Annotated in this window: 25 protein-coding genes; 15 read left to right on the forward strand and 10 right to left on the reverse strand. The window is 53.3% G+C overall.

Features of this window, described 5'->3' with window-relative positions:
• The first annotated feature begins 165 nt into the window (after positions 1-165).
• Entirely contained in the window at positions 166-1650 is a 1485-nt protein-coding gene (gene thiI, locus L1F30_RS02790) for a tRNA uracil 4-sulfurtransferase ThiI (RefSeq protein WP_253359058.1), read from the forward strand.
• On the opposite strand, the gene L1F30_RS02795 is transcribed toward thiI, so the two are convergent.
• Complete coding sequence (locus L1F30_RS02795; protein WP_253359066.1) at positions 1640-2473, reverse strand: transporter substrate-binding domain-containing protein; 834 nt, start codon at positions 2471-2473, stop codon at positions 1640-1642. The genes thiI and L1F30_RS02795 overlap by 11 nt on opposite strands.
• A gap of 223 nt (positions 2474-2696) precedes the next feature.
• Between L1F30_RS02795 and typA the strand changes: the two genes are divergently transcribed.
• The 4 genes from typA to L1F30_RS02815 all read left to right on the forward strand — a co-directional run bounded on the left by typA (position 2697) and on the right by L1F30_RS02815 (position 7998).
• Positions 2697-4505 carry a translational GTPase TypA gene (gene typA / locus L1F30_RS02800; RefSeq protein WP_253359072.1) on the forward strand — a complete coding sequence of 603 codons (1809 nt, stop codon included), beginning with the start codon at positions 2697-2699 and terminating at the stop codon, positions 4503-4505.
• Positions 4506-4657: 152 nt separating this feature from the next.
• On the forward strand, positions 4658-5977 hold the full coding sequence (locus L1F30_RS02805; protein WP_253359074.1) for an RsmB/NOP family class I SAM-dependent RNA methyltransferase: 1320 nt from the start codon (positions 4658-4660) through the stop codon (positions 5975-5977).
• 302 nt (positions 5978-6279) lie between these two features.
• Positions 6280-7389 (forward strand): serine hydrolase, encoded by a 1110-nt coding sequence (locus L1F30_RS02810; RefSeq protein WP_253359082.1) that lies wholly within the window; start codon positions 6280-6282, stop codon positions 7387-7389.
• Positions 7390-7488: 99 nt separating this feature from the next.
• Positions 7489-7998, forward strand: a complete 510-nt coding sequence (locus L1F30_RS02815) for a TlpA disulfide reductase family protein (RefSeq protein WP_253359084.1) — start codon at positions 7489-7491, stop codon at positions 7996-7998.
• Positions 7999-8140: 142 nt separating this feature from the next.
• Here the strand turns inward: L1F30_RS02815 and L1F30_RS02820 are convergent, their stop codons facing one another.
• The gene (locus L1F30_RS02820) at positions 8141-9103 is read right to left on the reverse strand and encodes a hypothetical protein (RefSeq protein WP_253359086.1); all 963 of its coding nucleotides are present in this window, start codon (positions 9101-9103) and stop codon (positions 8141-8143) included.
• A 298-nt stretch (positions 9104-9401) separates the two neighbouring features.
• Between L1F30_RS02820 and L1F30_RS02825 the strand changes: the two genes are divergently transcribed.
• Positions 9402-9815, forward strand: a complete 414-nt coding sequence (locus L1F30_RS02825; protein ID WP_253359088.1) for a Rap1a/Tai family immunity protein — start codon at positions 9402-9404, stop codon at positions 9813-9815.
• Between the two features lie 182 nt (positions 9816-9997).
• Positions 9998-11041 carry a CNNM domain-containing protein gene (locus L1F30_RS02830; RefSeq protein WP_253359091.1) on the forward strand — a complete coding sequence of 348 codons (1044 nt, stop codon included), beginning with the start codon at positions 9998-10000 and terminating at the stop codon, positions 11039-11041.
• Between the two features lie 405 nt (positions 11042-11446).
• On the opposite strand, the gene L1F30_RS02835 is transcribed toward L1F30_RS02830, so the two are convergent.
• The 6 genes from L1F30_RS02835 to L1F30_RS02860 all read right to left on the reverse strand — a co-directional run bounded on the left by L1F30_RS02835 (position 11447) and on the right by L1F30_RS02860 (position 16185).
• Positions 11447-12448: a HEAT repeat domain-containing protein gene (locus L1F30_RS02835; protein WP_253359093.1), complete on the reverse strand. Its 1002-nt coding sequence runs from the start codon at positions 12446-12448 to the stop codon at positions 11447-11449.
• Between the two features lie 312 nt (positions 12449-12760).
• Positions 12761-13789, reverse strand: a complete 1029-nt coding sequence (locus L1F30_RS02840) for a molybdenum ABC transporter ATP-binding protein (protein ID WP_253359102.1) — start codon at positions 13787-13789, stop codon at positions 12761-12763.
• A complete protein-coding gene (modB, locus tag L1F30_RS02845) occupies positions 13786-14451 on the reverse strand; it encodes a molybdate ABC transporter permease subunit (RefSeq protein WP_253359110.1) in 666 nt (221 codons plus the stop codon). Before modB ends, L1F30_RS02840 begins: the two co-directional genes overlap by 4 nt.
• On the reverse strand, positions 14438-15262 hold the full coding sequence (gene modA / locus L1F30_RS02850; protein WP_253359117.1) for a molybdate ABC transporter substrate-binding protein: 825 nt from the start codon (positions 15260-15262) through the stop codon (positions 14438-14440). The genes modB and modA overlap by 14 nt, the downstream gene beginning before the upstream one ends.
• A 59-nt stretch (positions 15263-15321) precedes the next feature.
• Positions 15322-15708 (reverse strand): PilZ domain-containing protein, encoded by a 387-nt coding sequence (locus L1F30_RS02855; protein WP_253359119.1) that lies wholly within the window; start codon positions 15706-15708, stop codon positions 15322-15324.
• A gap of 108 nt (positions 15709-15816) precedes the next feature.
• The gene (locus L1F30_RS02860; RefSeq protein WP_253359121.1) at positions 15817-16185 is read right to left on the reverse strand and encodes a PilZ domain-containing protein; all 369 of its coding nucleotides are present in this window, start codon (positions 16183-16185) and stop codon (positions 15817-15819) included.
• A 109-nt stretch (positions 16186-16294) separates the two neighbouring features.
• Between L1F30_RS02860 and L1F30_RS02865 the strand changes: the two genes are divergently transcribed.
• From L1F30_RS02865 to L1F30_RS02900, 8 genes are all read left to right on the forward strand, one after another.
• Positions 16295-16615, forward strand: a complete 321-nt coding sequence (locus L1F30_RS02865) for a Kazal-type serine protease inhibitor domain-containing protein (protein ID WP_253359123.1) — start codon at positions 16295-16297, stop codon at positions 16613-16615.
• Positions 16616-16650: 35 nt separating this feature from the next.
• Entirely contained in the window at positions 16651-17490 is an 840-nt protein-coding gene (locus L1F30_RS02870) for an ABC transporter substrate-binding protein (RefSeq protein ID WP_253359131.1), read from the forward strand.
• A 16-nt stretch (positions 17491-17506) separates the two neighbouring features.
• On the forward strand, positions 17507-18484 hold the full coding sequence (locus L1F30_RS02875; protein WP_253359133.1) for an iron ABC transporter permease: 978 nt from the start codon (positions 17507-17509) through the stop codon (positions 18482-18484).
• On the forward strand, positions 18484-19344 hold the full coding sequence (locus L1F30_RS02880; protein ID WP_253359135.1) for an ABC transporter ATP-binding protein: 861 nt from the start codon (positions 18484-18486) through the stop codon (positions 19342-19344). Before L1F30_RS02875 ends, L1F30_RS02880 begins: the two co-directional genes overlap by 1 nt.
• Positions 19345-19476: 132 nt before the next feature.
• Positions 19477-20115, forward strand: coding sequence for a hypothetical protein (locus L1F30_RS02885; protein WP_253359144.1), 639 nt, complete (start codon positions 19477-19479; stop codon positions 20113-20115).
• Positions 20116-20977: 862 nt separating this feature from the next.
• Positions 20978-21370: a hypothetical protein gene (locus L1F30_RS02890; RefSeq protein WP_253359146.1), complete on the forward strand. Its 393-nt coding sequence runs from the start codon at positions 20978-20980 to the stop codon at positions 21368-21370.
• A gap of 89 nt (positions 21371-21459) precedes the next feature.
• Positions 21460-21768 carry a transposase gene (locus L1F30_RS02895; RefSeq protein WP_253359148.1) on the forward strand — a complete coding sequence of 103 codons (309 nt, stop codon included), beginning with the start codon at positions 21460-21462 and terminating at the stop codon, positions 21766-21768.
• Positions 21769-22711: 943 nt separating this feature from the next.
• Positions 22712-23143, forward strand: a complete 432-nt coding sequence (locus L1F30_RS02900; RefSeq protein WP_253359150.1) for a PA2169 family four-helix-bundle protein — start codon at positions 22712-22714, stop codon at positions 23141-23143.
• Between the two features lie 72 nt (positions 23144-23215).
• On the opposite strand, the gene L1F30_RS02905 is transcribed toward L1F30_RS02900, so the two are convergent.
• Together L1F30_RS02905 and L1F30_RS02910 are read right to left on the reverse strand one after the other, a co-directional pair.
• Positions 23216-25183 carry a response regulator gene (locus L1F30_RS02905; RefSeq protein WP_253359158.1) on the reverse strand — a complete coding sequence of 656 codons (1968 nt, stop codon included), beginning with the start codon at positions 25181-25183 and terminating at the stop codon, positions 23216-23218.
• A 23-nt stretch (positions 25184-25206) separates the two neighbouring features.
• Complete coding sequence (locus L1F30_RS02910; RefSeq protein WP_253359160.1) at positions 25207-25668, reverse strand: response regulator; 462 nt, start codon at positions 25666-25668, stop codon at positions 25207-25209.
• Positions 25669-25675 lie beyond the last annotated feature (7 nt).

The following is a 25675-nucleotide window of genomic DNA, read 5'->3' on the forward strand; positions in this document are numbered from 1 at the left end:
ACCACACTGGTGCCTTAGTGTGTTGCGCGCACCATTATAGGTCATTACCCCGTTGGGACGCTCAATGATTGAGCATGTATAATGCGCGCCCTTTTATTTCAGGCGTGTGTCTGGCCATCACCATGCTGGGTGGCGTGGAGCTTTGGGCTCGAGGAGAAGTTAAGTATGCATTTTGTTGTGAAGTTGTTCCCGGAAATCACCATTAAAAGCCCGCCCGTGCGCAAGCGCTTCATAAAGCAGCTGCGCGAAAATTTGCGCGCGCAATTGGTGCAGGTAGATCCGGCCATAGCCGTGGTGCGCGATTGGGAAAAAATTGAAGTGACCTGTGAGAGCGCCGATGAGCAGCTCTGGGCGCGGGTGTCCGATGTGTTGGCGCGCACGCCCGGCATTGCCAACTTTGTGCGCGTGCAGGCCTTCCCGCTCGGCGACATGGACGACATCTTCCAGAAAACCCTGCCCATTTGGGGGCCGAAGCTCGCCGGTAAAACCTTTTGCGTGCGCGTTAAGCGCAGCGGCAACCACGATTTCTCATCCATTGATGTAGAGCGCTATGTGGGTGGCGGCTTGAACCAGCACACCGGGGCAAAAGGCGTGAGCCTCAAACAGCCGGATGTGACCGTAAAGCTTGAGATCCGGGCCGACACCCTCTACGTGGTGGAAGAGCAAACCCCGGGCCTGGGTGGCTTCCCGCTCGGCTCGCAGGAAGGCGTACTGTCGCTCATATCCGGCGGTTTCGACTCCACCGTGGCCAGCTATTTGATGATCAAGCGCGGCGTGCGCACCCACTACTGCTTTTTTAATCTCGGCGGCAAGGCCCACGAGCTGGGTGTTAAAGAGGTGGCCTTTTATTTGTGGAATAAGTTTGGCTCTTCGCACCCGGTGAAATTTGTCACTGTGCCCTTTGAAGGAGTGGTTAGCCAGATTTTGCAAAACGTGGATAACAGCTACATGGGGGTGGTGCTCAAGCGCATGATGCTGCGTGCGGCAACCCAGGTGGCGGCTGAGCTGGACTTGCCTGCGTTGGTAACCGGTGAAGCGGTGGCGCAGGTATCCAGCCAAACGCTGCCCAACCTGGCCGCTATCGACGCCGTTACCGATACATTGGTGCTGCGCCCGCTGGTGGTGATGGACAAAGGCGACATCATTGATATTTCCCGCGCCATTGGCACCGAAGATTTCGCCGCCTCCATGCCCGAGTACTGCGGTGTGATCTCCGTTAAACCCACCACCCGCGCCAAGATGGATCGCGTGCTGCACGCTGAAAGCAAGTTCGATTTCGATGTGCTGGAGCAGGCTATAGGCGCGCGTCGCACCCAGTTTATTCAGGATGTGGTGGCCGATTTAGAGCAAACGGTGGTGAGCGTTGAGCAGGTGGCCGACCCGCAGCAGGCGGTGGTGGTGGATATTCGCCACCCCAACGAGGAAGAGCTGCGCCCGCTGCGCCTGGCCAATGTGGAAGTGCTGAAAATTCCGTTTTTCAGCCTCAACACCCGTTTCGCCGCCCTGGATGCCGGCCGCCAATACCTGCTGTATTGCGATAAAGGTGTGATGAGCCAGCTGCACGCTGAGCACCTGAAAGACGCAGGCTTTGATAACGTGGGCGTATACCGGCCGGCCCCTAAAGCCGCTGGCTGCGAGCTTAAGGGCTAGGTTTGGCGGCGCTTGGCTTGCGCATGGTTAAAAACATGCCGTGCGCGGCAAAGATGTCGGCCCCGGCCTGGCTGTGGGCCACCGCCAATACCGCCTGTTCCAGTGCGTAGTGGCGGGCCTGGTAGTTGGCAATGTTCGGGTTGATGCACAGCACTATGTCCAGGTTTGGCAGCGCCAGCTTGCGGTAGGCAAATTGCGGCGAGAGCGCCACCAGTGGCGGCTCCATGTGTTCCTGAAAATCCACCACCAGGCCCAGCCGCTGTTTGGCAAACATGCGCACTATGGCTTTGTCGGCGTTGCTGTCGTCGGTTTTGGTGCCCGGCGGCAGCAGCTGGGCAAGTGTATGGCTGGTAGATTGCGGCGCGTACACCACCTCATTGGCCAGTTGCTCAAGGCGCTCAAGGGTGGGATGTTGGGCGCGGTTTACATATACCGCCGGCCTCAGCCGGGTGAGGGGCTCGGCCGAGCAGTGGTAGTGGTCTTTGGCCTGTGCAATGTAAAAGCTTGAAACGAAGGCCAGCTGCAGGCGGCCGGCGCGGGTAAGCTGCACCATGCGCTGCTGTGGCAGTTGTTGCAGCCGCAAGGGCTCATTCACCTGTGCTGCCGCTACCCGCAATAAATCCAGCGTAACCCCTTCGGCCTCTTTTGTTGCCTCGCTCACATACTGAAAGGGCGGGAACTTTACAAAGTTATAGGTGAGGGGGGCGGGCACTGCCTCGGCTGTGGCAAGCTGGCAGGCTGCAGCCGTTAGCAAAAGCCAGGTGCCCAGCGCAGGCAGCGCCCGGCGGCAGGTGCCGGTTGTGAAGGTGCAGGGCAGGGCCATGGCGCGCCTTATAGGGTGAAAGTATGAGCTTATAGCCTAGCGGGTGCCGGGCATTTGGTAAATGAATCTGACTTTCGCACGCTTTTGACTGTTTATTGAGCACCGACACCGGTATAATGCGCGCCCTTTATTCTTGAGCATTGCTGTCGGTTTGGCCATGGCCCCCGTCTACACTGTGCTGAGTGTGAGTAACACCCCCCTTTATTTTTAAGAGATTCCTGTTGTGATCGAGAAATTACGCAATATTGCCATCATCGCCCACGTTGACCATGGCAAAACCACCCTCGTGGACAAGCTGTTAAGCCAGTCCGGCACCCTCGATCGCAAGAATGTGGGCACCGAACGTATCATGGACTCCAACGACCAGGAGCGTGAGCGCGGTATTACCATTTTGGCCAAAAACACCGCCATTGAGTGGAACGGCTACCACATCAACATCGTAGATACCCCCGGGCACGCCGATTTCGGTGGAGAAGTTGAGCGCGTACTCTCGATGGTAGATTGCGTGTGCTTGCTGGTAGATGCCGTAGATGGCCCCATGCCACAAACCCGCTTTGTAACCTCCAAGGCCTTTGAAAAAGGTTTGAACCCCATTGTGGTAATCAACAAGGTTGACCGCCCCGGTGCGCGCCCTGATTGGGTAATGGATCAGGTATTCGACCTGTTCGACCGCTTGGGTGCCACCGATGAGCAGCTGGATTTCCCGGTTATTTATGCCTCTGCCTTGAATGGTATCGCGGGCATGGAACTGGACGACATGGCAGAAGACATGACGCCCCTGTTCCAATTGATTGTAGATAAGGTGAATCCGCCAGAAGTGGACCGCGACGGCCCCTTCCAAATGCAAATTTCTGCACTCGATTACAACTCCTACGTGGGTGTTATCGGTGTGGGGCGCATCAAGCGCGGCTCTGTGAAGCCCAACCAGCAAGTGGTGGTTGTGGATCACGAAGGTAAATCTCGCAAAGGTAAAGTGCTGCAGGTAATGGGTTACCTGGGCCTTGAGCGCGTTGAAGAAACCGAAGCCTTCGCCGGCGACATTGTGTGCGTTACCGGTATCGAAGGTTTGAACATTTCAGACACCCTGTGCGATCCGCAAAATGTAGAAGCACTGCCCGCGTTGATGGTGGATGAGCCCACCGTGAGCATGACCTTCCAGGTGAACGATTCACCCTTCGCCGGTAAAGAGGGCAAGTTCGTTACCTCGCGCAACATCAAAGATCGCCTGGACCAAGAGCTGATTCACAACGTGGCACTGCGCGTTCAGCAGGGCGACACGCCAGACAAATTTATTGTGTCTGGCCGTGGTGAATTGCACTTGTCGGTACTGATCGAAAACATGCGTCGCGAAGGTTTCGAGCTGGGTGTGTCGCGCCCTGAGGTTATCCAGAAAGAAGTGGATGGCCAGATCATGGAGCCCTTCGAGCAGGTAGTGATCGACGTAGAAGAGCAGCACCAGGGCTCTATTATGGAAGAACTGGGCCTGCGCAAAGCGGAAATGACCAACATGGAGCCAGACGGCAAAGGCCGTGTAAAACTGGAATTCATCGTGCCTTCACGCGGATTGATCGGCTTCCGTGGTTTGTTCCTCACCCTGACCTCCGGTTCTGGCATTATGACCAGCATCTTTGATCACTACGGCCCGGTAAAAGACGGTGAAGTGGCCAAGCGCATTAACGGCGTTCTGATTTCCATGGTGAAGGGTAAAACCCTGGCTTACGGCCTGCACCCGCTGCAAGACCGTGGCCGCCTGTTTTTGGGCTCGGCTGTTGAAGTGTACGAAGGCCAGATCATCGGCCTGCACAGCCGCGGTAACGACCTGGTGGTTAACCCTACCAAGGCCAAGCAGCTCACCAACGTGCGCGCCTCCGGTACCGACGACGCCTTGACGCTATCGCCACCGATCAAGCACACCCTTGAGCAGGCGTTGGAATTCATTGAAGACGATGAGCTGGTAGAGGTAACGCCCCAGAGCATTCGTTTGCGCAAGAAATTGCTCACTGAAAACGAACGCAAGCGCGCCAAGAAGTAATTGCCGCGCGTTTAAAAAACCGGCTGCGGCCGGTTTTTTTATGCCCGCTCGCAAGCGCGACGGCCCGCACGCCGGTAACATGCGCGAATAGGGTAAAGTGTACTGCCAAAAGGCGGCTGGATGCGGCTGCCCGTTAACCTTGAGTAAACAAAATGAAAGCCTCCGCCCCCAATTTTTCAGACCCGCGCCTAGCCGCCGTTTGGCAAGAGTGGCAGAAGGCCCCGCTTGGCCAGGCGCTGGATAAATGGCTGAAGTACCAGCTGCCCAAGCTGCATTTGCGCTATGAAGACCAAAAAACCGAGCGCGGTTCGTTGGCACTGGCTTTAATAGAAGCGCTGCGGTTTCAGCAGCTGGCAATGGCCCTTGAACACGCCTTTGCAACAGGTACTGAGGTGGATTGGTTCCAGTGGGATGCCCAATGGCGGCCCGCGCTACTGGCGGCCTTCAGCCCCGAGCTGCTATGGGGGTGGGTCAGCTTACGGGTAAGTGGCAAGCTGCCGGCCGGGCGCCAATACCAGCAGGCTGAGTGGGCCGGGCGGCGCGACCTCTTTGCAAGCCTCGCGCCTGGCGCGGCCGAAGGGCCCCTTGAATACCTGTGGCACGGCCTGAGGCCCGGCTGGCAGCCGCTGCTCGCTGCGCGTGCGCAGGCAAGCGGTTGGCAGGCAAAAGATGTATCAGCATTTATACGCGCCCAAATACAAACGCCGCCCCTGTGGTTGCGGGTGCAGCCAGAGTTGCCCATTAGCGCCGCCTGTGCCCAATTGCTAGCCGATGAAGTGAACGCAAAAATCGTAGCTAATGAACTCTGTGCAATCGGTGGGCGAGGGGTGCAAGGCAGTGGCTTGTACAAGCGCGGGCTGATTGAAATTCAGGATCTTGCCAGCCAGCGCATTGCCCTGGCCGTTGGTGTGGCGCCGGGCCAAAAAGTGTGGGATGCCTGCGCCGGTGCCGGCGGTAAATCACTGGCCATTGCCGCGGGTATGGGCAACAAAGGCTCGCTCTATGCCACCGACTTACACGAGCATAAGCTCAAGGAACTTAAGCGCCGCGCCAAGCGCGCCAATGTCACTAACATTCGCAGTTTTACCTGGAATGCAGAGCGGCCCTTACAGCTGCCGAAAGAGGTGGCCCAGCAGCAGGGGTTTGACTGGGTGCTGGTAGATGCCCCTTGCACCTCCACCGGTACCTGGCGGCGCAATCCCGATGCCCGATGGCGCTTTAACGATGAAGACACCCAAGAACTCGTGGCGATTCAAAAAAGCATATTGCGTATGGCCGTGCCTGCCGTGCGCGAAGGTGGCCATTTGGTTTACGCCACCTGCTCGTGGGATGTGCGGGAAAACGAACAGCAGGTTGCAGAGTTTCTTGCCAGCCACCCAGGTTTCAGGTTAATTTCACAGACGCTGCTTGGCTGCCCGGCAGAAAATTCGGATACTATGTTTGCAGCAGTTTTAAAGCGCCCTGTTTCGTAGGGCGGCTATTGCAGTGCCGTTTTTACTTATAATTTTGTAGCTGCGCGCTTGCAGTATCGGGCTATGCTTAACACCTAAAATACATGGTGAAAATATTTTTATACATTCTCCTGTCGCTTGGTGCGTTTGGTTTTTATACCAATGTTCTTCCAGACTCGGTGCCAGCTGTGAACTGTGGGCGCGCCATGGAGGGTGCCATTCACAACAAAAAGCGGCTCTGGTTTATATTGCGAATGCAGCCCCCTTCTTTATAATCACTAGCCACAAGCCCTCACAAAAAACTTCTCCTTTTAAGGCCCAGTATGCAGCTCCTGAAAAATAGTTTAAAAACATTAGTAAATATAACAGTACGTATAAGATACTTTATTACCGTAGGTGCCCTCCTCACCATAATAGGCGGTTGTGGCGGCTCTACGGGCAACTCAAACAACAACAATGAACCTGGTACAGTCGAGCAACAACTGCATGCGGCACTTGACGCGGCTAATATTGATACTGACTTTACGCTCATTGTTAAATCCCATAACGGCACTCAGTTCACTCATAGCCGCGGAGAGTCAACAGCAGCAACAACGTATCGTTCAGCCTCAACTGCAAAAATGGTGACCGCTTCTGTCATTCTGTGGTTAGTGGAGCAAGGTCTTATCTCGCTTGAGGACAACCCACAGGATTATCTCGATTTTTGGCCAACTACAGGGAATCATGCTGCCATTAAATTACGACACCTGTTGAGCTTTACTTCAGGGCTGAACAATGAACCTGTCTGCTTATATTTACCTGACGCAGTTTTTTTGGATTGCATTGAAAAAATTCTTGACGACAATCCTTCTATACCTGCCCCAGGAGACGAGTTTTATTATGCTAACACGCATTTACAAATAGCTGGCTTGATGGCCATTCACGCCAGCGGCATGGACAATTGGGAGCAGGTATTTGATTACTTCAAAGCGGGAACACAGCTGTTTACCAATGCTTCCTATGATTACCCATCCCCCAGCAATCCGCGCTTGGGGGGCGGTATGCACTGGCAAGCCAATGAGTACATTGAATTTCTTGACGCGCTTTATCATCAAAAAATTCTTTCTGGAGCTTCTGTAGAGGCCATGACCAGCGATCAAATTGGCAGTGCAAACATCGTTTACTCCCCAGTCAGTGAGTGGCCTATTGCATTAGATTGGCATTATGGTTTTGGTCAGTGGATTGAGTGCAGATCCATACCCTTTGACTGCATATCAACCTCTAGAGTATCTAGTACAGGTGCTTATGGTGCGTACCCATTTATAGATTTTGAAAACCAATACTTTGGTATTGTTGCGCGCGAAGGCTCTCTATCAATGGCGCATAGAGGGTTTCAGCTTTGGCGTGAAGTAGAAAGCGAACTGGCTGAATGGGCAGGAAATAATAATGAATAAAATGAAACGGTAAGAAGCATCAAGTCTAAAAAAGCAACTCACCAATAAAACGATCAATTTTCGCGCTTGCAGCATCGGGCTATGCTTAACACCTAAAACATGATGAAAATATATTTATACCTTCTCGTGGCGTTTTGTGCGCTTGGTGCTTCTGCCAATGTGCTTGCAGATTCGGTGCCAGGTACTAAGCCATTCAATTACCTTGGCAAAGATTACCACGGTAACCGCATTGAGCTCGATGATTACAAGGGCAAAGTAGTTGTTGTAAGTTTTTGGGCTACATGGTGCCCGCCCTGCATTAAAGAGCTTTCCGTGTTGGCCCAGATTCAGAAACAAGTTGGCACTGATCATTTGCAGGTGGTTGCAGTAAGTCATAAAAATTCGAGAAAAGTATTTTCCGAAGTGGCCAAAAGTTTTGATCAGATTCCGGTAAAGTTTACCTTTGATAAACGCTCCTATGTGGCAAACGCCTACGGGCTGAAAGCGTTGCCTTATATGTTAATCATCGGGCGCGACGGCATTGTAAAGTCAAAGTATGTGGGTTACAGAGAAGATCAGATTCACCTGTGGGTAGACGAGCTCAATGCGCTTTTGGCCACAGCACCCTGATGTTGGGTTTAGGGTGGTTTAACCTCTGGTTTGGTTAGCCTGGGCTGATCTATGTGGGCTGATCCATGTGCGCTGACCTGCGTGAAGTGGCCTTGGCAACAGGGCCTTCCTTGTCATATTAATTCGCGCCTTTTTCAGTAGTTTAATGATGATGCCCGTGCTCCATCATCGCGCTTATCCGCTGTTTTTGTTCTTGAGTTAATACATTTTCTTGTACTGCTGCGTAATCCAGCCAGGCAGATACCGCTGCTTGATTAATGGCCTGTTGGCCGCGGGGCAGGGCGGCCTTCACGCGCTTGGCGCCGCGCGCGCAGGCCGCTTTCAGCTGCTTTTCTTGCTTGCCGGAAAGGTTGGCAATCCAGGCGTGGCCGCCAAGCGCGTTGTTGCAACCATTGGGTGTGGCTATGTCTAACCCGCGCGCGGTGACAAGGCTCGCCCCCTGGCTCCAGCTAATGGGCAGGCCCAGTTTCCGGTAGGGCAGGGTGCGATCATAATTGGCAAATACACCATCTGGGTTTTCGGTTTCTGTCCAAACGTGCACCATGGCCAGGCGGTAGCGGTTGTCGCCTTTGCTGAAGTAGTTGTCGTTCATCCACCACTTCGCCAGCGTGCGTACAAAGGGCCTGTCTTCTGTTGCGGCATTAATGGCTGCCAAAAAATTGTGCACATGCCATGCGTCTTTTGGCCCGGCAAAGCCCGCGGGTACTGGCTCGTGTTCGCCAATACGCACCACAAAGGCCACGCCCGTTAAGGTTTTTTTGCCGTTTAGGGTGGCGTACATCAGGTTGTTTGGTTGAGAGAAATCCAGCAAATCGCCGCTCACATAGTCGGGCGCGCTGGGGTTGTGAAAATGCTGGCCCATCAAGGGTTCTTCGCCGCCAAAAGGCTCCCAGCCGGCGGCAATGGCCGCGTCGTAATCCTGCCATTTTGAAGCTGCACGATTAACCTCGGCAATTTGTGCAGGCAGTAATTCGCGCCAGTTATCCGGCTCGGGCTGTGCCGCTACCGGGTGGTGGGCGGCTGTTGTGGGTGCACTGATAGGCTGGTAGGTGCAGCCTGTGATTAACAAGCCTGCAAGTGCTACCCTTGATAGGTATGTGCGCATAGCGTGTTCCTTATTCGGCATGCCTCTGGTGCTAGATGAAAACCTAGCAAAGTTGGGCTTTAAACAAAAGTTGGGCTTTAAACAAAAGGAACAAATTGGGCTTTTTGTGGCCCAAGCAAGGCTCGCTGAAATTGTGCAAGCCCTGCGGACTTAAACCGAAGGTCGCTCTATTGCGTAATTGCTGGGAGGGTGTCGCACTGCAGTGGCTAGTGGCTAGTGGCTAGTGGCTAGTGGCTAGTGGCTAGTGGCTAGTGGCCAGGGCAGCGTGGCTATATATACATAAGTAGAAGGAGTAGGTATGAAAACCGGTTCATTTTTGAAGGCAGCTCTCGGGGCCCTGGCCTTGGTGTGCGGTATGTCTACGGCAACCGCTGGGGTGGTAGAAGATTGCCAGCCAGGGGCGAGCGTGGATGCCAGCCACGCGTGTGACACCTACATTGAGGGCTTTATTGCTGGCGCCCTGCTAACGGATGCAGCCATTGTGGAGTCGCTGGAGCGCTCTGAGGGTTCGGCTTTTATGGACCGGGCCTACCGCACGCGCCTGGGTCAAAAGCCGGTGCCGCCCACCTATCTGGCATCCTTCTGTTTGCCGGAGCAGCCAATTGATGCGATGGTAAAAGAGATTCGTGGCCACCTGCTTAAGGCCAAGCCCAGTCGAAACATTGGCGTGGTGATTTACGATGTCCTGAAAAAGCATTACCCCTGTAGTTAGTATTCGCCATAATCCAAAAGCCGGCCAGAGCGCCGGTTTTTTATGCCCTACGATCCCGCGCGTGCCTGTGTTACCTTTGGGCTCAAGTAGATCCGCAGTGCAACGGAATGTATTGCGGTGTGCGCCAGTCGAAACCGCGGCCGAAATGGTACCGGCTGGCTTAACCTGACGAAGGCGACCAGATGCTGCTCGCGATATATATTGCCATTTCACTGGTGTTTTCTTTTGCGTGCTCAGTTTTTGAAGCGGTATTACTGAGCGTGAACAGCGCCTACATTTCGCTGATGGAAAAGCGCGGCCAGCCGGCGGGGGCTTTACTGAAATCACTCAAGGCCGATGTATCCAAACCGCTCGCGGCTATTCTTACCCTCAATACTATCGCCCATACAGTAGGTGCCGCTGGCGCCGGAGCCGAGGCCGCCAAGCTTTTTGGCAGTGCCTATGTGGGGGTTATTTCAGCAGTACTTACCCTGCTGATTCTTGTTTTTTCTGAAATCATCCCGAAAACCCTCGGCGCCACTTACTGGCGCAAGCTTGCGCCACTTACCGCGCACTGCCTTAAGTATTTGATTATTGTGCTTTACCCCTTTGTAAAACTCTCAGATAAAATTACCGGTGGAATTTCCGGTGAGCCCACGCTCAACGGTTTCAGCCGCGAAGAGTTTGCGGCAATGGCAGAAATAAGTACTCAAGCGGGCCAGCTGGCCAAGCAGGAATCACGCCTGCTGCGCAGCCTGATGAAGCTCCGTAACCTGCGCGTAAAAGATGCAATGACACCACGCACGGTAATTTTTTCACTTTCGGAAGATTTAACGGTAGAGGAATATTTCCACAAGTACGACAAGGTAAACTTCAGTCGCGTGCCTATTTTTGACGGCGATCGTGAAAAAGTTACAGGCTTTGTGTTTCGTAACGATCTGCTATTGGCTCAAGCGCGTGGCAATGGTGAAAACCCGCTGCAAAATTACTGCCGGGAGCTGCCGGCATTGATTGGCACAACCTCACTGTTGCATGCGTTGAATGAGATGCTGGGCCAGCGCGTGCACATCATGCTGGTGGTGAGTGAGTACGGCGGCGTAGAAGGTATTCTCACCCTGGAGGATGTTATGGAAACCATGCTCGGCTTTGAAATTGTGGATGAAAAAGATAAAGCTGTTGATATGCAAAAGGAAGCAAAGCGCCTGTGGCGCCGAAGGGCGGGCAAAAAAAGTACTGCACCAGAATAAAAAAAGGCCTCTTGCGGGCACTGCTGACCCACAAAGCTACAGGCATGGAATATGGGGCGGAGTTTGTGACCGTCACCCGCATGGGTTTAAGCGCCCGCTGGCAAAGCAAGGCTTTGCGAGTGCTTAAACGCCTACATGCTGTGCTTGTAGGCAGGCCCCGAAGGGCGGGTGTCGAGACTACATGGGTTTGACAAACGTTTGCGAAGCGCAGCTTTGCGTGCCGTCATACGCCAAGAGCTTTGCTCGCAGGCCGGTCCCGAAGGGTATTTACGTCGTGTCACAAACTGCGCCGCAGATTTCATGTCCAGACATCGCTTAGAAACTCTACGATATAGGTAGTTTCAACGACTGTCTTCCAAGGACACTTAAATTATGGGACAGCAATGCCCTTGCGGGGCCTTTTTATTAATCAACAAACAGCCCGAGCAGCTGTTTGTTCCACACACCTTCAGTTGAGGTGTCGCCTTCCCATTTGGCTTGTTCTGCTTTCAGGTAAGCGATGGTTTCTGGTGTTTGAATATCACCAATGGCCTTTAGCGCTACCGCACGATCTTGCCACTGGCGGCCAGATTCGTGCAGTTTTTTCAGGTCTTCAAAGGCGGTAGCTTTACCTACCATGCCCATGCCAGAGATAGCCGCCAGGCGAATGTACTCGGCCTTATGGCTGCTTAACTCTTTAAGTGCGGCCAAGGCATTAGGGTTGTTTGAAAAGCCCAGCTCGTACACTTTTTGATAGGCGCTGTCTTCATCAGTGTTAATGCTGGCGTGAACTTCTTTCACAAGCTTTTCAACTTCGGCATCTGTGAGCTGATTGTTGAACAGCACGCCATTGATTTTGGCGGCCACTTCCTTAACCAACAGTTCCTGCGGCTGGTTGATGGTGGCTTCAATCAGGGGCTCTTCTGTGAGTGTCCAAATGGGTACTTTGGCGCGCTTGATCATGGCGCCAATACGGTAGGTCTCACCCTGGTGAGTCAGATCCAGCTTGGCGCTAGCAATCATTACCAAAGGCGCAAAGCCGTTAGAGCGGTGCACAATGGTGTCGTAAGAAATCAGTTTCAGCGCATCGGCGGCTTGGCCATCAAAGGTAACGGGCATGGCGCGGGCCTGAACTTCGTTTTTCAAAGCATTTAAGAAAAACTCAGACATATCGATATTTTTAGCGTTTTGCTGATAGTAATAATTCAGTAGCGGGCCCTTGGCGTGCACGCCCTCGGCAGGCAGCTGATGGCTGTAGCTGAGTTGAACGGGGGTATCTTGATCTGCTGAAACAAACGCTGTTTCAGAGGGTGCCGGGGTATCAATTTCCGCTTGAAAAGGGGCAATGGTACAGGCTTGGGTTAGCGCGATAAGCCCGCTCAAGCTAAGCAGTTTAATGGCCTTTAGTTGGCTGTTTGGCAAGTGCATACAATCTCCTTTAGTTATGGTTATGTTCCTTGCGCGCTAGCCTATCAGGCTTTCTTTGAGTGCTCACCTGGTAAATCTTCTGGCTCTGTATAAAAAATGGCCGCTCTGTTCTCTGCAGGTACAGGCCAGAGGAATTGGTGGGTTTTTTTACCAAAAATGAGGTTTTTCTGGCATGTTTGAAATGTTTTTGGCTATTTTTTGGTGAAACCTTTTGCCTTGCTTTAGCCAGCATTTATCTCGGCTAGACGCAATTTTTACTGTGCACCTACACCTACTGCTACACCTTTAAAGGGTGCTTATTTAGCTGAGGGGCTAGCGCCCGAGCAGCGCCGTGCTTTTTACTTGGGCAAATACTTTTTGCCCTTGTTTGAGTTGCAGGTGTGCAGCCGAATAGCTTGAAACCTGGGCGATAAGGGTTTGGTTGCCAAGGGCGAGGTGTACTTGCTGAATACCTTGCACCGGCGCTTCCAGGGTTTTAATGGTGGCCGCCAGAATGTTAACAATGGAGCTGTCGGTTGCGCGGGTGAGCGCCAGGCTTACATCGCGTGCATCTATGGCAAGGTAGGGCGTTTGGGTTTCGGGTGTGGCGGCAACGCGTAACGTTTGGCCGTCTGCAAGGGTAAATGATTGCAGGCCTTGGTACTCGCTTGCAGGTTGTGGTGTGCCCTGCAGTACGCTGAACTGATGCCCCCGCTGGTTTGTGAGCAGCGGGTGGTTTAACAGTTCTGCCACAGGCCCGCTCACCGAGCTTTGGCCATCTACCAATACCAGGTAGTCTGCCAGTGCCAACAGTTCATCCAGTTGATGCGTAACCAACAGCACCGGTTGTGTGCGCGCTATGTTTTTAATGTAGGGCAGCAGTGCCTGCCTGCGCTTTTTATCCAGCCCGTTAAAGGGTTCATCTAATAGCAGGGCACTGGCGGGTTTAAGCAGCGCGCGTGCCAGTGCGACACGCTGTTGTTCACCACCGGAAAGTTGGCGGGCAGGTTGTGCGAGCAGTGGCGTTAAATTTAATAGCTCACATACGGTTTGCCATTGGGTGGGGTTAATGGTGTGTGTGCCCAGGCGAATATTGCTTTGTGCATTTAAGTGCGCAAGCAGCCTGGGCTCTTGAAACACCATGGCAAGGTTGCGCGCGCGTGGGCTGAGTGAGTGCGTGCCTTCCTGCCAGGTTTGCCCGCCAAATTTTACGGTGCCAGGTTGTGGGCCCGTGCCTGCTAAGGCGTGCAGCAAGGTAGATTTGCCGCTGCCTGAGGCGCCGAATACAACACTCACGCCACGGGTTGGAAGCGCAAGGCTATGTTGGCAGCGGGGGCCTGTAAATTGAATATGCCAGTTCATGGTTTTTGCCTGCGCCCGTAAATAACGAGTAGTGCGGTAACGGCAATGACCAGCATCACGAGCGACAGCTTGTGTGCTTCATGGTATTGCAAACCTTCAACGGCATCGAAAATGGCAATAGAGGCCACTTGGGTTTCGCCGGGCAAATTGCCGCCAATCATGAGCACCACACCAAACTCACCCAAGGTGTGTGCAAAACCCAGCACCGCCGCCCCAATAAAACCCCGTGCACACAGCGGTGCCACCACGTGGCGAAAGCACCCCACCGTTGAAAGGCCCTGCACACGGGCCATGTGTAAAAGTTTGTGATCAAGCTGGGCGAAGGCGGCTTGCAGTGGCTGCACAACGAACGGCAGCGAATAAATCATCGAGCCAATGACCAAGCCTGTAAAACTGAAGGCCAGTGGTTGGCCGGTGCTGCTGAGCCATTGGCTGCCGGGCCAGTAATTGGGCGAGAAGGCCAGCAATAAATAAAAGCCGATCACGGTAGGCGGCAATACCAGCGGGAGTGCCACGCACACTTCGGCAATACGCCCGGCCCAGCTGCGCGATTGGTGCAACCACCAGGCAAGTGGTGTGGCGAGTACTATGAGTAGCACCGTGGTTACTGTGGCCAGTTGCAGGCTCAGCGCAATGGCGGCCCAGGCATTAGCGCTTAGCATCAGTTGCCCCGCTCAATGGTGGTTCAGGGTTTGGTTTATCGCCGCTGTGCTTTTCGATTTCTGGCAGCGCTCTAAAACCCTGTGCTTGCAGTAACGCCTGCGTGTTGGCGCTTAATAAAAATTGTACGAAGTCGGCAGCCGCTTGGGGTTGCCGGGTGCGTGTGAGCACCGCCAGCTGTTGTGCTATGGGTTCAGCCAGAAAGGGTGTGACATCCAGTTGTGTGTAATCGGCATTGGCGGGCTGTAAGGAGGCCGCGGCAAATGCGCTGTCTACATGGCTTGCGGCAAACCAGTGTTGCACCTGAGATACCGCCGTGGCGGTAAGTACCCGGCCATTAAATTCAGGTGCCTGTTGCAGTAAGGTTTGCGCGGCCGCGCCGTAGGGTGCCAGTGCCGGGTTGGCCATGGCCAAACGCTCGGTTTGGGCCAGCAGTGCCTGCCAGCTTTCACCTGAATGGCGGCTTATTAATAACAGCCTGCCGTGGGCGTAGGTCACGGGCATCTGTGCGAGTTGCCTGGCAAATAATTTTTGCGGGTAGTCTGTGTTGGCGGCAAGGTACACATCAAAGGGTGCGCCTTGCACAATTTGCGCAAACAGCTGGCCCGAGGCGCCGGCGCTCACCTGCACATTTATTTTGGGGTGTTGCTGGTGAAATTGTGCAAGCAGTGTGTGCAGGCTGGGGCTGAAATTGCTGGCCACCGCCACGCGCAGCGGCTCGGCTGCCTGCGCGCCATTAATGCACCAAAGCGCCAATATAAGGTAGCGCCCCAGTTGTGCGGTGAACTGCATAATGTGCGTTAGGCTTTGCAAGGCCGGTGGCTCCACCCGGTTAGCGAGTGGACATCTTAGCAAAAACCGGGGTTGAGCTGTCAGTGCCTGCGTTCGTGATCGTCGAGCATGGTGGTTACAGAGCGCTCGTTGGCGCGCTCTGCTTCTTTCTTTAAAAGCTCCCGCAGGCGTGCCTGGTTGTCTATGCCCAGGGCGCGGCATTCAATGCCCAGCATGTGCTCACGCTGATGGGCAAGCTTGCCCTGCATTTTAATGAGGTTATCGTCGCCGGCTTCAATACTTAAAATAATTTCCTCGCCGGGGCTAAGGTCGTGCGGGCGCACGAGTGCGGCCAGTGCACCATTAAAGCTCACATCAATAATGTGTACGTCGAACTTTTTCTTGGTGGTGGTGAGCGTGGCGTAGGCGCGGTAGTGAACACGCGGAAAATAACGGCGCTCGCGGTCTTCAGTGGGCGATGTGGTCATACAGCTTTCCTTCTCTACATTGCCGATGGTGTCGGCGCTTCCATGACGGGTGTCTCGTCCAGTAAGTTTAGCACGTAAGTACTAAGCAAAGCATCCACCGGCGGCGGTTTACAGGGGCTGGCCGAGCTTGTGTACCTCGCGCTCAGCGGCAACTGGGTCGCCAGTATTGAGCTCAACCAGCCGGCGCAAATGCGCCACACTTTCCACATCAATTTGCTGGCAGGCAAGGCCCGCCATGTCTGCTTCAAGGTGGCTCAGTTGGGTTGTCATTTCTATCACCGTATCGTCGGCCAAGGCCAGGCGTAGTTGAATAGGGGCGCTGGTTTGCAACTTGCAACCCTTGGGCAGGCGAATGAGTGCACCCTTAAGGGAAATGTCTACCACTTCACCTTGCCATTGCTGTTGCGCCTGCGTGAGGGTGACATCGCCAGTAAAGGCAACGCGCGCAAAGTGCCTTCTGTCTGTATGGTCTGTCACAGGGCCTCCTGGGTGCTTGGGCATTCTCCAGTGTAGCCGGTTTCAGTTGGGGTGGGGTGTGTGGCCAGGCCTTTGGCCCTATAATGGCCGCTCTCGATGGAGGCCAATCATGACTCAACTTCAAACACTGTTCGCATTGTTGCTAACTGCTAGCCTTTTGGTTGCCTGTGGTAGCGAACGTGCACCTATCGCAAGTTCAGTGGCAGATGCCCCAAGCGCCAAGGCGGGCACCCCAACCCCTAACCCACAAGCGCCTGAAACTGACGCAAACAGCTGCATAGACCCAGCCCAAATAGACCCATCGCGCATGTGCACCATGGATTACACCCCAGTGTGTGGCTGCGATGGTAAAACCCACAGCAACGCCTGTAAGGCCGGTGCCGCCGGTGTCACCGAGTGGGCCAAGGGCGCGTGCGACGCAACCCACTAGCCCAGGCGCAGGCTTCAGTAGGCCAAGGCGCGCGTTTGCGGTTGCAATGCCGTGCCCGCGCGCTAGGGCTGGCGCTGTTGTTGCTGGTTTCTGTGCCCGGCAGGGGGGCAGGTATTGCATCTATTAACCTCTGTGTTGATCAAATGCTGCTGCGTTTTGCCGACCACCGCCAAATTGCAAGTGTGACCTATTTTGCCGCCAATTCTTTGATGTCGCCCCATGCCGCCGCGGCACGGGGCCTGCACCTGAACCACGGGCTAGTGGAAGAAATTGTACCCTTGAAGCCCGATGTGGTGCTGGCCGGCGAATACGGGGCCCGCGAAGCCGCCACGCTGCTCACGCATTTGGGGTTTCAGGTAGAGCGGGTGCCTTTGCCTTCGGGCCTAAAAGATATCGACAACCATCTGGTGCGTATGGCCGAGCTTTTGGGCAAGCCGCAGGCGCTAGTGGCACATCGCAAAGCCTGGCTTGAACGATTGGCCGAGGCCCGGCAAGCCAATGCACAAGTGGCGCCCGGTGCGCGCCCGGTGGCCTTGATGCTGGGCCCAAACCACATCGCCCCCGGTGCAGGTACACTTGAAAGCGACCTGCTGGAATTGGCCGGTTTTCAAAACTGGGCGGGCAACAAAAAAGGCTTTGCCACCGTTGATTTGGAACAGCTAGTGGAGCGCCCGCCAGACCTGCTTATTGTTGATAACGTAGCGCGCACCCACTTTTCATTGGCGCATGAAGTGCTCGAGCACCCGGCGTTGCAGGTGGCCATGGCGCGCGGGCGTCTGGGCAGTTTGCCCGGCAATCTCTCTGTGTGCCCGGCGCCGCACATCAACGAACTGCTAAGCGCCTTGCAGGCACTGCGCGGCAAATTTACCCAATAAAAACTAAGGATTGTGTGTGAAGTATTTTGGGCTATCTGCGCTATTGCTGATGCTTGCGGTGGCATCGCTCACACTGGGCGCGGTAGATGTTTCTGTGTGGGCAGCGCTTGCCGATGCCTGGGCCAACAATGCCTCAGCCAGCCGCACTATTGTGTTTGATGTGCGCCTGCCGCGTGTGCTCTTGGCCTTGATAGTTGGGGCAAGCCTGGGCATCAGCGGCGCGGCCATGCAGGGTTTGTTGCGCAACCCTTTGGCCGAGCCTGGCGTGCTGGGTGTGAGTTCCGGTGCGGCGCTGGGTGCGGTAATTACCCTCTATTTTGGCCTGACCGCCTGGGGCTGGCTGGTGCTACCCGCCGCTGCCATGATGGGCAGCTTTGTGGCGCTGTTTGCCATTTATGCTTTGGCCGGGCGCAGCCAAAGTGTGTTGGTATTAATACTCGCAGGCGTTGCCCTTAATTCTTTATTTGGTGCGCTGGTGGCGGTTTCACTGAATTTCGCCAAAAACTTGTTCGCACTACAGGAAATTATTTTCTGGCTCATGGGGTCGCTGGCCAACCGCAGTATGGATCACCTGCTAATCGCCTTGCCTACCTGCCTGTTGGGCATGGCCATTATTTTTAACCGGCGCGCTTATCTGGATGCGCTCACCCTTGGCGACGATACCGCCGCAAGCCTGGGTTTTGTGGCCGCCCGCGAGCGCGGTTTATTATTAACGGGCATTGCGCTCGCCGTGGGCGGCGGGGTGGCGGTTTCGGGGAGCATTGGTTTTGTGGGGTTGATAGTGCCGCATTTGCTGCGCCCGTTAGCGCAACACCAGCCTGGCAAGTTGTTAGTGCTTTCTGCGCTGGGTGGGGCGGCTTTGGTATTGGGCGCAGATTTACTGGTGCGCCATTTGGATTTAGCCCGCGAGCTCAAGTTGGGTGTGGTAACGGCACTCTTGGGGGCGCCGTTTTTTATCTACCTGTTAATAAAAGGCAAGCGGGCCCTCATTTAATGGCAACAACACTCACGCTTAACTGTAAAGCCGTGCATGCCGAAGTGGCGGGCCACGCGCTACTTAAAGGTGTAGATTTCAGCGCTGCCAGTGGCGAGTTCATTGGCCTGATTGGGCCCAATGGCGCAGGCAAAAGCAGCCTGCTAAAAACCCTGGCAGGTCTGCAGCCGCCAAGCCAGGGCGATGTGCAGCTCGATGGCCGCGCCTTAAACCAGTGGCCACCCAAAAAGCGCGCACAAAAACTTGCCCTATTGGCGCAGCAAGAAACACCGGCCTGGTCGCTTTCCGCCCGTGCGCTTGTAGCACTGGGGCGCTTGCCGCACACGGGCAGCCTGGATGTCGCACTTGAACGTGAAGGGCATATTATCGATATGGCACTGGCCGCAGCCGACGTGGAGCCGCTGGCGCATCGCGCAGTAGACACACTTTCTGGCGGCGAGCTTAGGCGTGTGCAATGCGCGCGGCTATTTGCCACAGTGGCCGATATCTGGCTTGCCGATGAACCCATAGCCGCGCTAGACCCACTGCACCAGCTGCAAATTATGCAGCTGTTAAAAACCAAATCAGAAACCGGCCTGGTGATTGCCGCGCTGCACGATCTCACATTGGCGGCACGCTTTTGCGACAGGTTGCTGTTGTTAAATCATGGCGAGCTGGTGGCAGACGGCCCCCCGGCCGAGGTGCTTACTGAAGCCAATTTAGCGCAGGTTTATCGCGTGCAGGCGCGCGTGGTGAGCAATGGCGGCAGCCTCAATATCACCATCGACGCCCCCTTGGGTAGTTCTTCTACCAGCTCAGCACTAAGCCCTGCAACAAACCCTGCTAAAAATACCAACACCACAAAACCCTATCCAGATTAATGGCGGGTCTTTGGTGCAATGAATAGCTCTGTTCCCACTACTCGATCGCTGAATCAATGGTGCTTGCAGCACCACATTCAACTTCAGTTTTTGAGCATCGCGCAGCTTAGCCCTAGGTTGGTTTCGCTCGGTATGCAAGAGCCCTCCCAAGCGGTGCAGCGGCGTGCAAACGCCATCGCCAAAACCCTCTGTGCCGACGAATGGCATGCGTTGGTGGATTTAGAGCAATCCAAAATGCCGCACTGGCTTGCCTACCGCATTGTGCGCTATTCAGAAATGTTGGCGTTGCGTGAGCTGGGCGCAAGGCCTCTCGGCCTTGCAGCCACCCTGTTGCTGGCAGAGCGCAAGCCCGCCAGTGCAGCTGGTGGGGCGTTGAATCTTTTGTGGCAGCGCCGTAGCGCAACCAGCCATCTATTCCCCGGGTTTTACAGTGTATTGGGTGGCGGCTTTAACCCCTACCTGAATGACGCAAACCCCGGCGATCACAACAGCCCGCAAACCACCGCCGTGCGCGAATGTTTTGAAGAATCCAACCTCACCGTTACCATCGCACCCAATACCTGGGTTGCCCTAACCCGCGAAACCGACAGCGGTGCAATGCAAATAAATTACCTGGGTGTTGAAACAGATTTTACCGGCATGCAGGCAGACGAGACTGAAGGCAGCCTCCACATCATGCCCGCGCCTGAACAACAGGAAATCGCCGGGCTGGAAAACTTTACCGATCTGGCAAAGGGGTGTTTGTATGCGTGGCGGTGTGTTGGTGGGTAATAGGCGCCCCGTGATCTTATCGGGTGCTCGTTAAAGGGGGCGGGTTGAATTAGAGCTGGGCGTGCTTGATGATGTTGGGCGCGTACACCTAGAGTAATTGACTCCGGCTCCTTTATCCCCCGGCCCCTTTATCCCGAATGACTTTTCTAACTTGATTGAGGCTATGAGAGTAAGATACTGATGGATGAGTGGTCAGAGGTTGTCAAGATATTGATTTTCATTTTTATACTTTTCTTGATAATTCCATTTCTAAAGGAGCTTGGGCGGGGGAGGGACTCAGTCCCTTGGAAAAGTCTATCCGTAAGGTATCAGAAGACAGACAAAATTTACTGCGGTAATAAATTTGGTGGCGATATTTTCGTATGTGATTCAAAACATACAGGTTGTAAGTCGCATTGGATCGCGCTACCTGGTGCCTCTGTGTATGTTGGGGAGAAGTCCATAATAATTAAGCCATCGTTTCTATCTCCTGGTATGTGCGCGTTAGAAATTCCCCGGGAAGATTTTGAGTTGTCAAATGGAAGGTACAAATATTTTCATTACAGTTTTAGGTTTCTTAAGGTAAAAAATCTAGCTGTTTGCCTTGTAATTCCTGATGACGTTGCTGAAATTATTGGCGGTTAAAGGGGGCCGGGATAAAGGGGTCGGAGTAAATTAATTTATAATGCTGCTCCCGCGAAAGTAGCAGTGCCCGGTAGTGGGAATAGTTGGGGGTAGATAAGAATTATGATGGAAGCGTACCCAGCCTTGGTTAATTCACTCCGACCCCTTTATTCCATAAAGGCAATAGAGATCAAATGGAAGATTCCAGACGGTGGACAATTGATAAATCATTACTACCAGACAGTTTTGGGGGATGCTTTTGGACAGTGGCGGCGATAATAAGTGCAAGGAAATTAATGGGCGAAATCTGGTGGGTTATGTAGGATTGGTATCTATTATTCCGCATGCGCTAGTGCGAGCGGGTGAGCTCAATGCGTCCGCGGTAATATTTTTAATTGCACTATTTCTGCTTTTAAATGAGATTCTTTGTAAGAGTTATTTCGAAAATAGATCGTTAAGCTTTATAGGGCTAATGTTATTTTGTGTTGCATATGCATTGGCTGCTTTTGGTTACCATAGCTACGGTGAGTTTGACTGGCGAGATATAAAATATGTAGATCTAAGCTTATTTATTTTTTGCTTTGCCTTGTTAGTTTATTTTTATGTTCAGGTTGCCACTAACGATATAGTTATAAAAGAGTGGGAAGGGTGATCCCCGAATTAAGTGGGGTCAGATTGAACCTGCTACAGTTTAACGGACACTTTTAATCAGGGACAATGGAGCCCTCAGGAGTGTTCAATATGACAGCAAAACGTAGACCCTATAAGACCTATTCTAAAGAGTTCAAACTTGAGGCGGTTCGCAGGATGGAAGCATCTGACCGGCCTGCTGCCGAGATAGCGAGAGAGTTGGGGTTGCGCCGAAATCAGCTGTACAAGTGGAAAGAGCAGCTAGAGAAGACTGGTGATGTAGCATCATCCCAGCGCGGTAGGCCAAAGAAAGAAGATCAGAGCGATGTCACCCGACTTGAAGCTGAAGTAAGGAAGCTCAGGGAGGAAAACGAGATACTAAAAAAGGCCGCCGTGTTCTTTGCCAAGGAACTGGATTGAAGTTCGCTTTTATCCGCGAGCATAGCAAAGAACACAAGGTAGTCAGGCTCTGTGAAGTGCTGGAGGTGTCCACCAGCGGCTATTACGACTGGCTTGATCGGCCTGAAAGTAGAACTTCTCGTGAGAATAAACATCTGACGGAGTGGATTAGGCGAGCTCACGAGCGATCTAACCAGATCTATGGTGCGCCGAAAGGATAAAGGGGTCGGAGTGAATTAGATCTGTAGTTGTGTCGGTAGTGAGGATAAAGGGAACCCGAATCAATGTGGTCAGAGTCGAATGGCACTAAATTAAGGGTTTCTAGCTTAATAGCCAATTACATGCTTAGTTAACTCTGAGCGGGCCATTAGTATTGATTTTTACTGTATTTAATGTCTTTAAAAGTACTGGCCCTCTAAAGCTTTTGGTCTGAGAGTTTGTCGCAAAGTTAGCTTAACTTAGTGCTATTCGGGTCAGAGTCATTGATTTTCTCAGCCTCATAATAATCGGGGTCGGATAAGTATTTTCCGTTCAATAATCGGGGAATAATCAGGGTCAGATAAGAATTATTTCGTTGATTTTGGTAAAGCTGGTTAAAGGGACCGGAGTGAATTACAAGTGGAATCAGATGAGTTATTCCAAGCTCATTGATTTATGGCCTGCTACTGCCAGATGTAAAAAAATCTTAAAGAAATGCAACTTACTTAATTTCAAAGCCCCTGTTCTCAGGGGCTTTTTTTTGCCTGGAATTCAGGGACGGCGGGCTTGGGGTGAATTTGTGAAAATTTTACAAGTCAGCAGGCTGTTTTGTGTTTTTTACACGCCTCAAATGGCCTGTAGGCCGCATTATTTGGTGTTCTTAAAGTTGGCATGGCCCATGCATTATTCCTTGTGACATCGCCAGCAGGAGGTTGGTGTGGCGGGCAGGAGGCCCATAAGTGTTAACCAAAAAAGGAGTATAGGTATGAACGCTGAAAATATTAGTAGCATTATTAAAGTGATTAATGGTGGTATTGAGTTTTACGAGTCGGCCATTGAGAAGGTAGACAGCAACCCCATTAAAAACGTATTCAAATCCATGGTGCTGGCACGCAAAAATGCATTGGTGAAGTTGCAGCCCTTTGCGAAAATAAGCGAAGGTGAGCGTGAAACCGGCAGTGCGCTAACGGTTAAAGCCCGTGAGGTTTACACCGAGGTTATGGGTGCGCTTACCTCAGATACTGAGCACACCTACATCGAGCAGCTGGAAGAAGTGGAAGACAAAACATTGGAGGAAATCCAAAGCGCGCTGGAGGAAAACCCCGATGCACGCTACGCAGCAACCCTGCGTGAGGTTTACCACGAAATGAAGCTGTGTCACGACCGTATGTTAAACCTCCAGGAAGTGACTGCATAACACATATGTGTTGAGCTAACAAAAACGCGCCAATTGGCGCGTTTTTTTATGCTGGCTGATTTCTATTGCCTCTCAGTGCGCCGTAGGAGAAATAAGCTCGTTTAACGACATGAGCGCATCAAGTGACAAGGGTTTTAACAGCGCACCGGTAAAGGGCGAGCGGGCGAGTTCATCGGGCGAGAGGGATTCTCCGCTTACGGCAATCACCGGCAGGTTGTATTGCTGGTTGATAAATTGCGCAAAATCCGAGCCGTGCCCATCGGGCAGGTTTAAATCGGTAAGTACTGCAGTAAAGCTCGATTGCGCCAAATGTGCTTGTGCTTCGCTGATGGTTTCACAGGCATACACCTGCCAGCCTAATCCCTCCAGCAGCAGCGTGGTGGCGGTGCGCGCATCGGCGTTGTCTTCTACCAATAGCAGTGCTGCGGTTGTTGATTGCGTGCAGGCTTCGGGCGCTGTATCGGTTGTGTGATTGGCTGCATTGGATCTTAGGTGCCGTTGAATGCAGCTGATTAGCTGGCGCTCTTGCACGGGTTTTCCCAGGTGTGTATTGCATCCTGCGGCCAGGCACTTTTCTTTTTCGCCGAGCATGGTTTGGGCGGTAATGGCAATCACTGGCTGGGTAAAACCTTGGGCGCGCAGTTCGCGGGTGGCTGTTAGGCCATCCATTTCCGGCATTTGCATATCCATTAACACAAGATCTATCGGCGTGCCATTGCGCTCATGTTTATGCATGGCCTCAATGGCTTGCAGGCCATTGCTGGCAAATACCACCGTGCCGCCGTAGCGGCTTACCCAGTGGCCTAAGAGGTTTCTAAGCTCGGGCAGATCATCTGCCACTAGAATTCGCCCACTAATGCCCAGGCTGGGTTGTGGCGCTGTAAGGGCCAAATTTTCAATATTCACAGGCACCCAGGCATTGGGTTCGGGTAGCTGCAGCTCTTTTAATGTAAGGGTAAAGCAGCTGCCTTTGCCAGGTTGGCTGCTGGCCGTAATGTGGCCATTAAGGCGCTCGGCAAGTTTTTGGCTGATGGCAAGCCCCAGGCCCGTGCCCAGTTCGCTGCGGCTTTTGGCGCTGGCGGCCTGCTCAAAGGGCTGAAACAATTTGTTCAGTTCATTGGCGGCAATGCCTACGCCTGTGTCTTTAATTTCAAAATACAGACGGTTTGCCTGCACATCTGCTTTTAAGGTGACGTTTACCCCGCCTTCATCGGTAAACTTTATGGCGTTGCCAATAATGTTAATTAATATCTGCTGCAGGCGCGTGGCATCTGTGATGAGCTGCTGTGGAATATCGCTCGCGCCTTGAATAGTAAACTGGATGTTCTTTTCACGCGCCTTGATGTGCATCAGGCTGTGAATGTTTGACAGCAGCTCATTTAAATACACCGGCTGCAATGTCATGTCGAGCTTGCCAGCCTCAATTTTAGAGAGATCCAGCACATCATTCAGCAGGCTTAAAAGGTAGCTGCCATTGCGCTTGATGATATGCACATATTCTGCCGTGGGATCTGTTGATACTTCATGGGCCAATAAATCCGTGTAGCCCAAAATGGCGGTAAGGGGGGTGCGCAATTCGTGGCTTAAGTGTGCTAAAAATTCGCTCTTGGAGCGGTTTTCAGCTTGCGCGCGAATGCGTTTCAAACGCTCGCGCTCCATTTCGCGGCGCGCTACGGCGTAGCGAATGGCGCGCCCCAGGCGTGCAGCGGAAAGATGATTTTTTACCAGGTAGTCTACGGCGCCTGCCGAGAGCGCATCTGCATCCAGGGCGCTGTCATCGTGGCCGGTGAGCATAATAATGGGTGCGTTAAACCCGAGCTTATGGGCCTCTGCCATGAGTTCCAGGCCTGTGAATGCACCCAGTGAGTAATCCAGCAGGCAGACATCGTGATTGTCTGCAGTGAAAAACTCGCGCGCCTGTTCGGGCGTTCGAGCCCAATCCAGCTGGTAGTGCTCGGCGCCTAGGTCATTTAGAAAATCCTGGGTGATGATGTAGTCGTCTTCATCATCTTCTACCAGTAATAATTTTATGGCAGGCATGGGGCTCCTGTGCGTTGGGGCGCTTAAAATTTGTGTTGTTTACCCGGTAGCTCAACAAATTCTACCCAGTAGCGGCCGAGCGTTTTCATAAGCTCCACCAGCCCATCAAAGGTTACGGGCTTTGATAAGTAGGATGCGGCGCCCAAATCGTAGGATTTCAGCATGTCTTCTTCTGCTTTTGAGGTGGTGAGTATCACCACGGGAATGCGGCGTAGGTCTGGGTCTGCTTTGATGGCAGCCAGTGCCTGGCGGCCGTCCATGCGGGGCATATTTAAATCCAGCAGAATGAGATCCGGGCGCTCGTTGGCATCGCGGCCTGCAAAACGGCCTTCGGCCTTGAGGTACTCCAATAGCTCTACGCCATCATCTACTATGTCTAGCGTGCTGCGTACCAGGCTTTCTTCCAGCGCATCGCGGGTGAGTAGCTGGTCGTCTTTGTCGTCGTCGGCTAATAAAATGCTGATCGACTTGGGGTTGGCTTGCATAGGTACT

The organism is Simiduia sp. 21SJ11W-1 (assembly GCF_024138675.1).
Taxonomy (GTDB): domain Bacteria; phylum Pseudomonadota; class Gammaproteobacteria; order Pseudomonadales; family Cellvibrionaceae; genus Simiduia.